The 6,687-nt window shown below is 64.1% G+C and carries 7 protein-coding genes and 1 pseudogene; 4 read left to right on the forward strand and 4 right to left on the reverse strand.

Annotation, left to right across the window (positions count from 1 at the left end):
• Positions 1-387 (reverse strand): annotated as a pseudogene (locus QQL28_RS45270) (L,D-transpeptidase); the annotation flags it as partial.
• A 362-nt stretch (positions 388-749) separates the two neighbouring features.
• Between QQL28_RS45270 and QQL28_RS45275 the strand changes: the two are divergent.
• The gene (locus tag QQL28_RS45275; protein WP_284276341.1) at positions 750-1,622 is read left to right on the forward strand and encodes a hypothetical protein; all 873 of its coding nucleotides are present in this window, start codon (positions 750-752) and stop codon (positions 1,620-1,622) included.
• Positions 1,623-1,624: 2 nt separating this feature from the next.
• Here the strand turns inward: QQL28_RS45275 and sseA are convergent, their stop codons facing one another.
• The 3 genes from sseA to QQL28_RS45290 all read right to left on the reverse strand — a co-directional run bounded on the left by sseA (position 1,625) and on the right by QQL28_RS45290 (position 4,404).
• Positions 1,625-2,482, reverse strand: a complete 858-nt coding sequence (gene sseA / locus QQL28_RS45280) for a 3-mercaptopyruvate sulfurtransferase (protein ID WP_284276342.1) — start codon at positions 2,480-2,482, stop codon at positions 1,625-1,627.
• Positions 2,483-2,687: 205 nt separating this feature from the next.
• On the reverse strand, positions 2,688-3,098 hold the full coding sequence (locus tag QQL28_RS45285; RefSeq protein ID WP_284276343.1) for a rhodanese-like domain-containing protein: 411 nt from the start codon (positions 3,096-3,098) through the stop codon (positions 2,688-2,690).
• 130 nt (positions 3,099-3,228) lie between these two features.
• Positions 3,229-4,404 carry a vWA domain-containing protein gene (locus QQL28_RS45290; RefSeq protein WP_284276344.1) on the reverse strand — a complete coding sequence of 392 codons (1,176 nt, stop codon included), beginning with the start codon at positions 4,402-4,404 and terminating at the stop codon, positions 3,229-3,231.
• 124 nt (positions 4,405-4,528) lie between these two features.
• On the opposite strand from QQL28_RS45290, the gene QQL28_RS45295 reads away from it, so the two are divergent.
• From QQL28_RS45295 to QQL28_RS45305, 3 genes are all read left to right on the forward strand, one after another.
• Positions 4,529-4,774 carry a GlsB/YeaQ/YmgE family stress response membrane protein gene (locus tag QQL28_RS45295; protein WP_284276345.1) on the forward strand — a complete coding sequence of 82 codons (246 nt, stop codon included), beginning with the start codon at positions 4,529-4,531 and terminating at the stop codon, positions 4,772-4,774.
• A 93-nt stretch (positions 4,775-4,867) separates the two neighbouring features.
• Positions 4,868-5,710: an AAA family ATPase gene (locus tag QQL28_RS45300; protein ID WP_027522430.1), complete on the forward strand. Its 843-nt coding sequence runs from the start codon at positions 4,868-4,870 to the stop codon at positions 5,708-5,710.
• Positions 5,711-5,951: 241 nt separating this feature from the next.
• The gene (locus tag QQL28_RS45305; protein ID WP_284276346.1) at positions 5,952-6,578 is read left to right on the forward strand and encodes a hypothetical protein; all 627 of its coding nucleotides are present in this window, start codon (positions 5,952-5,954) and stop codon (positions 6,576-6,578) included.
• Positions 6,579-6,687: the final 109 nt, after the last annotated feature.

Here is a 6,687-nt window from a genome sequence, read left to right on the forward strand (position 1 = left end):
CGCATTGTTGGAATAGACGGGCGGCGCACCGGCCGGACGGCCGTAACGCGGGTCGTCCGGCGACGTCACCGGGCCCTGAGGCGCGTTGTTGGAGTAGACCGGCGGCGCGCCGGCGGGGCGGCCGTAGCGCGGATCGTCAGGCGACATCACCGGACCGGAGGGGCCGGGCGGCGGCAGCGCGGCTCGCGGCTGCGGCGGCATCGCATCGTCGTCATCCTCGAGCGCGTCGAAATTCGGCACGCGGTCGCCGGGACGATATTCGGCCGGGTAGCCCTGCTGGTAGACCGGGGCCTGCTGGACCGGATAGCTCTGCTGAGCCTGCGCGAGCGAGGTTCCCGCTGCAGCGGCTGTCGCGGCAGCGCAAATGGTCAGAAAATGCTTGATCATCATCGCCCTAGTTTAGTCCCCAGGCCCGATCGGACCGTTAACGGCACATGGACGAAGATCGCGGCGCATTCAAGACAAAACAGGCCGATTTGGGCCCGATCTGGTGATTTGTGATCGGCGGCGCGACCGTTGCTCCGGTGCATCACGGAGCGGAAATCGCGCGGGCCCGTAGGTCGCCAGACTCTTCGCCCCCGATTTTGCGGAACGGCGCAAGGAGTGTTCGGGTATTCTCGAATCAGCCTGATTCGCCCTCCGCTTTGACCTGTTTCCCGCGCGGCGAACGCGGCAAGTCAGTACCGTCACCGCGTTCAGATGGCTCAAGGGCCTCGGCACCAACCTGCCGAGGCGGAAAATGCCCTTCGATGCTTCCCGGCTTTCGCTTCCTGTTTGCCGCGATCCTGTTGTCAGCCTCCATCCTGGTGTTCGGCTTAGGAGCCGCCGCGCTGCTGCGGGCGACGCACGAACAGTTCGTCAGTAATCCGTCCTGGCGAAATGGCCCGCAGGAGCAGGTCTTTGCGCAAGCCTCAGAGCCGACCCAACCCGCGCTGGCCGCGTTCCGCGCCGAGCCGGTAGCGGCCACGCCTCAACCGGCGCCATCAGAGCGAGATCTGGTTCCAACCGTCGCGCTGCCGCAGAGCGGCCCTGAGCAAGCCGCCGCGCCGGTCACGCAGGAGGCTGCCGTCACCCCGACGGACCCGCCCGCAGTCGAGGCGCAGTCGACCGAGCCCATCGCGACGCCACCAAGCGAACCGGCCAAAGCCGAGCTCGCAGCGACGATCGCGGCGTCACCCGAGACTGCCGCCGCTGCATCGGCGCCTCTGGCCGAGATCGCCTCGGTGCTGACGGCTGCAGAGCTCGCCCTGCCCGCTCCGGTCTCGCCGCCCGCGTCGCGCGAGCCGCAGCAAGCCGAAATGACGCCCGCCCCGACACCGCCTGTCGACGCCGATGTCGCCACGACGAAGCTGGTCGCGCTCAGCGATCCCGCCGCGGCCACCGATAAGGATCCTCCGGGGACGGCCAAGGCCGCGAGCGATACGCCCGACAAGCAGGCCACCAAGCAGCGTGCGCATCGCGCCAAGAAGCGGCACCGGATCGTACGGCGTCCACCACCACCGCCAGTGCAGGTGCAGCAGGCATTCAATCCCTTCGCCACGCAGCCGCTGCAACAGTACCAGCAGTACCAGCGGCCGGCCTACGCGGCGACGACCCGCGCCGCCGCCGACCGCACCCGCTGAGTTCAGGCCGGTCCGGTCGCGATTGCCGGGCCGCCTTCCTGGCCCCACTCCGACCATGAGCCGTCGTAGAGCGCCGTGTCGGTGACGCCGAGGCGGTAGAGCGCGAGCGTCAGAACGCCGGCGGAGACGCCGGAGCCGCAGCTCGTCACGATCGGCGCGTCGAGCTTGACGCCAGCGCCGGTGAAGGCCTGCTTGAGATCGGCGAGCGACTTCATTTCGCCGGTCGCGGCATCGAACAATTGGGCATAGGGCACGTTGCGGGCGCCGGGGATATGGCCGGAACGGATGCCGGCCCGTGGCTCTGGCGCGCGGCCTTCGAAGCGATCTGCTGCGCGCGCATCGATCACCTGCTCAGCGCGGCTTTCGATGTTCGCGACCAACTGCTGCATACTGCGCACGCGCTTCGGGTCGTAGCTCGCCTTGAAGGTCGCGGGCTTCGGCTTTCCTTCGCCGCCTTCGACAGGGCGCCCCTCGGCGCGCCACTTCTTCAGGCCGCCATTGAGGATGCGCACATTGCCGTGGCCGTAGGACAAGAACATCCACCACGCCCGCGGTGCGGCGACCCAGCCGCCGGCATCGTAGATCACGACGGTATCGGCATTGCCGATGCCGAGACTGCCGACGTCCCGGCCGAATTGCTCGGCATTCGGGAACATGTGCGGCAACGGGTTGGAATGGTCGGACACCGCGTCGACGTCGAAGAACACCGCGCCCGGCAGATGCGCGGCGAGGTAGTCGTCCTTCGGCAGCGGCAGCACACCCGGCAGCTTGAAGGTGGCGTCGAGCACCTTCACGTTGGCATCGCCCATGTGGGCGGCGAGCCATTCGGTGGAGACGAGGGGATCGGTGGTGGTGGTCATCTGTCTTTCCTTGCGATCATTCCGGGGCGCGCAGCGCGAGCGAGATTGAGGCGGCGCGCGTCAAACTCCGTTGTCATCGCCCGGCTTGACCGGGCGATCCAGTATTCCAGAGGCGGTTGTGATTGAGCCGAGAGGCCGCGGCGTACTGGATTCCCCGCTTTCGCGGGGAATGACGCCGGAGATTGGAACGACGATGAAGCACTCCTCACCCCTTCTTCGGCTCCCACTTTTCCACCGGGCCGCCGGCGTCCCGCCAGGCGGCATAGCCGCCGGCGATGTGAGCGACGGGCTTGAGGCCCATGTCCTGTGCGGTCTTGGCGGCGAGCGCGGAGCGAAGACCTCCGGCGCAGTGGAAGACGAACTTCTTGTCCTCCTGGAAGATCGGCTTCGCATAAGGGCTCTGCGGATCGATCCAGAATTCGAGCATGCCGCGGGTACAGGCGAAGGCGCCGGGAATGCGGCCGTCGCGCTCGATCTCGCGGGGGTCGCGGATGTCGACAATGACGACGTCGCCATTCTTGGAGATTTCGATGGCATCCTTGGCGGACAAGGTTTCGATCTCGGCATTGGCCTCGTCGACCAGCGCCTTGATGCCGCGGGTGATGTTTTGGGGCATGTGTTTCTCCCTTCTCGTTGTCATTCCGGGGCGCGACGAAGCCGCGAGCCCGGAATCCATTTCTCCACTGACATTGCGGCCCGATGTATTCCGGGCTCGTGCTTCGCACGCCCCGGAATGACAGCGGTGACTAGTGCGTCAATTCCTTCATCGCACTCTCGAGCCCCTCGATGGTGATCGGGAACATGCGGTTCGCAAAAATGCGGCGGATGATGGTGGTCGATTCCGAATAATCCCAATGCTTCTGCTGCACCGGGTTGAGCCACACCGTATGCGGATAGGTGCGGATGACGCGCTCGAGCCAGACCGAGCCCGGCTCCTCGTTGACATGCTCGACCGAGCCGCCGGGCACCATGATCTCGTAAGGCGACATCGAGGCGTCGCCGACGAACACGACCTTGTAGTCGTGCGGATATTTGTGCAGCACGTCCCAGGTCGGCGTGCGGTCGGTGAAACGCCGCTTGTTCTGCTTCCACACGCCCTCATAGAGGCAGTTGTGGAAGTAGAAATACTCCATGTGCTTGAACTCGCTCTTCGCCGCCGAGAACAGCTCCTCGACCTGCTCGATATGCGAATCCATCGAGCCGCCGATGTCGAAGAACACCAGGAGCTTGACCGCGTTGCGCCGCTCGGGGCGCATGACGACGTCGAGATAGCCGTGGTTGGCGGTTTCCTTGATCGTATTGTCGAGATCGAGCTCGTCCGGCGCGCCGGTACGGGCGAATTTGCGCAAGCGGCGCAGCGCGACCTTGATGTTGCGGATGCCGAGCTCGACATTGCCGTCAAGATCCCTGAACTCGCGCTTGTCCCACACTTTCACTGCGCGGTTGTTGCGGTTCTTCTCCTGCCCGATGCGCACGCCCTCGGGATTATAGCCATAGGCGCCGAATGGCGAGGTGCCGGCCGTGCCGATCCATTTGCTGCCGCCCTGATGGCGACCCTTCTGCTCCTCGAGCCGCTTCTTCAAGGTCTCCATGAGCTTGTCCCAGCCCATGGCCTCGATCTGCTTCTTCTCTTCTTCCGTGAGGTACTTTTCGGCGAGCTTCTTCAGCCACTCCTCGGGGATCTCCGCCTTGTCCATGGCGTCGAGCAGGCTTTCGAGCCCCTTGAACACGGTGCCGAAGACGCGGTCGAACTTGTCGAGATTGCGCTCGTCCTTCACCAGCGAGGCGCGCGACAGATAGTAGAAATTCTCGACCGTGTAGTCCGCGAGGTCGGCGTCGAGCGCCTCCATCAACGTGAGGTATTCGCGCAGCGTCACAGGGACCTGCGCGTCGCGCAATGAGGTGAAGAATTGCAGGAACATGGGTGACAGATTGCCCGTCGGATGGCTCCCGTCAAGGGGCGCGGGTCCTGCCCAAGGTCTGGACCGCCAGGCTTTTTGCTCTAGAATTGCCGCGCTTTAAGGCTTGGTTTTGGGGACATTTGCCATGGGAATTCTTGCAGCACTGATCATCGGCGCGATCGCCGGCTGGCTCGCGGGGAAAATAGTCCACGGGGCGGGATTTGGCCTGATCGGCAACATGGTGGTCGGCATCATCGGCGCGCTGGTCGCGAGCTGGATCCTGCCGCAGCTCCACATCGAGCTCGCCACCGGCACGTTCGGCGCCATCCTGGACGCCACCATCGGCGCGGTGATTGTGCTGGTCATCCTTTCGCTGATAAGACGGGCCTGAACAGCTTGACCGAACCCGGAACGGCCGCTCCAAGCGGCCGTTCCCATGTTGTGGCGCAGGTGCACCTCGCCCGATGACCAACAAGGACGCGCGATGAAGTTTACCGGCACCAAGGACTATGTTGCGACCGACGATCTCAAGGTCGCAGTCAACGCTTCGATCGTGCTGGAGCGCCCGCTGCTCGTGAAGGGCGAGCCCGGCACCGGTAAGACCGTGCTGGCCGAGGAAGTCGCCAAGGCGCTGAACGCGCCGCTTCTGACCTGGCACATCAAGTCCACCACCAAGGCGCAGCAGGGCCTCTACGAATACGACGCGGTCTCGCGCCTGCGCGACAGCCAGCTTGGTGACGCCCGCGTATCCGACATCAAGAACTACATCAAGCGCGGCAAGCTGTGGGATGCCTTCACCGCCGAGCAGCGCCCGGTGCTGCTGATCGACGAGATCGACAAGGCCGACATCGAGTTTCCCAACGACCTGCTGCTCGAGCTCGACCGCATGGAATTCCATGTCTACGAGACCGGCGAGACGATCAAGGCCAAGCAGCGCCCGATCATGATGATCACGTCCAACAACGAGAAGGAACTGCCGGACGCTTTTCTCCGCCGCTGCTTCTTCCACTACATCAAGTTCCCCGACGCCGAGACCATGGGCCGCATCGTCGACGTCCACTTCCCCGGCATCAAGAAGCGCCTGGTGGAAGAGGCGCTGCGCATCTTCTTCGAGGTGCGCGAGGTGCCCGGCCTGAAGAAGAAGCCCTCGACCTCCGAGCTGCTCGACTGGCTGAAGCTGCTCCTCAACGAGGAGATGACGCCCGAGCAACTCCGCGAGCGCGACCCGCGCAAACTGATCCCCCCGCTGCACGGCGCGCTGCTCAAGAACGAGCAGGACGTACATCTGTTCGAGCGGCTGGCATTCTTGAGCCGGCGGGAAGTTTAGGCCGTCTCGCTGTTACAACAGCACGGTGCTGGCGTCCCTGGCACTCCTGTCATTCCCCGCGAAAGCGGGGAATCCAGAACGCCGCAGCCTCTCCGTATTCGTCACTGCCTCTGGAATACTGGATCGCCCGCCCCAGTGCGCAAGTCCGCACAAGGCGGGCGATGACAGCGAGGATGTGGCACGTGTGTGCCGCAATGCTGAACCGATGCGCCAGCGCCGACGACTACATGTCCAGAGGTCGATGATGCGTCTTGTCGTTTTGCCCCTGGCGTTGCTCACGAGTGCGGCTGCTGCCGCGGAGCCCGTCGACTGCGACGCGATCGAGAACGGGACGGTGGCGGTGGAACTGACCTACCACGACGCCGACGAGCCGTCTGTCCTCCAGATCTACAGGGAGCTATCAGGCAATAGGGTCCTCTGGCTCAAGACCCTGAACGGCAAACTCGTCGCCAAGGGGGTTTTCGTTGACGGCATCCTGACGATAGGCGAGACCACGTCGGCCTACGCCGGCAAGTTCAAGTCCTCAACGATCACGTACACCAATGAAGGCATGCCGCGGCACTTCGATCGCCGGTCGGATCTCAAATACAGCAGCACGTCTTCAGTCGTCTATGCCGACGGCAGCACGAAATTGTCTACCACGACCTTCGACTACAAGTTCAAATCGGCAGGCAAAGAGGCCGTGGGCTCGTGCATGCTGGACGTCGTTCGCGGCGAAACCGACCGCGTGGACCAAAGCACGGGCAAGACGTCCCATACCTATAACATGTACTTCCCCCAGCTCACGGCGTCGATCAGCGGCCGGACGGCAGAGCCCGTTCTCGACGACATCAAGACCAAATTCGATCCGATGATGCCGATCCCGTGAGACATCGTAGAAATCGTAGCAACCATAAGAACGTGTGATCGCCCGTGCTGGTCTAGCGTGACACCGTGCTCGCGGCCGTCAAGGACGGCCTGGCAGCTGCGGAGGACGG

Origin of the sequence: Bradyrhizobium iriomotense, assembly GCF_030160715.1 — a bacterium.
Taxonomy (GTDB): Bacteria; Pseudomonadota; Alphaproteobacteria; order Rhizobiales; family Xanthobacteraceae; genus Bradyrhizobium; species Bradyrhizobium iriomotense.

Excerpts from the sequence above, each read along its gene's own strand:
- QQL28_RS45275 (WP_284276341.1), top strand. The coding sequence starts at position 750 with ATGCTTCCCGGCTTTCGCTTCCTGTTTGCCGCGATCCTGTTGTCAGCC.
- sseA (WP_284276342.1), bottom strand. The coding sequence starts at position 2,482 with ATGACCACCACCACCGATCCCCTCGTCTCCACCGAATGGCTCGCCGCC.
- QQL28_RS45285 (WP_284276343.1), bottom strand. The coding sequence starts at position 3,098 with ATGCCCCAAAACATCACCCGCGGCATCAAGGCGCTGGTCGACGAGGCC.
- QQL28_RS45290 (WP_284276344.1), bottom strand. The coding sequence starts at position 4,404 with ATGTTCCTGCAATTCTTCACCTCATTGCGCGACGCGCAGGTCCCTGTG.
- QQL28_RS45295 (WP_284276345.1), top strand. The coding sequence starts at position 4,529 with ATGGGAATTCTTGCAGCACTGATCATCGGCGCGATCGCCGGCTGGCTC.
- QQL28_RS45300 (WP_027522430.1), top strand. The coding sequence starts at position 4,868 with ATGAAGTTTACCGGCACCAAGGACTATGTTGCGACCGACGATCTCAAG.
- QQL28_RS45305 (WP_284276346.1), top strand. The coding sequence starts at position 5,952 with ATGATGCGTCTTGTCGTTTTGCCCCTGGCGTTGCTCACGAGTGCGGCT.